Raw genomic sequence first — 381 nt, forward strand, 5'->3', positions numbered from 1 at the left:
AGTCCCTGATATGAGATCATGTTTGTCATCTGGAGCCATGGAACAGGGTTCATCATGAGTCATCAACTTACCTTCGCCGACAGTGAATTCAGCAGTAAGCGCCGTCAGACCAGAAAAGAGATTTTCTTGTCCCGCATGGAGCAGATCCTGCCATGGCAAAACATGGTGGAAGTCATCGAGCCGTTTTACCCCAAGGCTGGTAATGGCCGGCGACCTTATCCGCTGGAAACCATGTTACGCATTCACTGCATGCAGCATTGGTACAACCTGAGCGATGGCGCGATGGAAGATGCTCTGTACGAAATCGCCTCCATGCGTCTGTTTGCCCGGTTATCCCTGGATAGCGCCTTGCCGGACCGCACCACCATCATGAATTTCCGC

General features: G+C 52.2%; 1 protein-coding gene. It reads left to right on the forward strand.

From position 1 onward, the window contains the following. Positions 1-54: 54 nt before the first annotated feature. Positions 55-381: IS5/IS1182 family transposase (locus tag J9892_RS21345; RefSeq protein WP_001532569.1), on the forward strand; the 327-nt coding region annotated here is incomplete at its 3' end.

It is taken from the genome of Aeromonas sp. Prich7-2 (assembly GCF_017939255.1).
GTDB classification, from domain to species: domain Bacteria; phylum Pseudomonadota; class Gammaproteobacteria; order Enterobacterales; family Aeromonadaceae; genus Aeromonas; species Aeromonas caviae.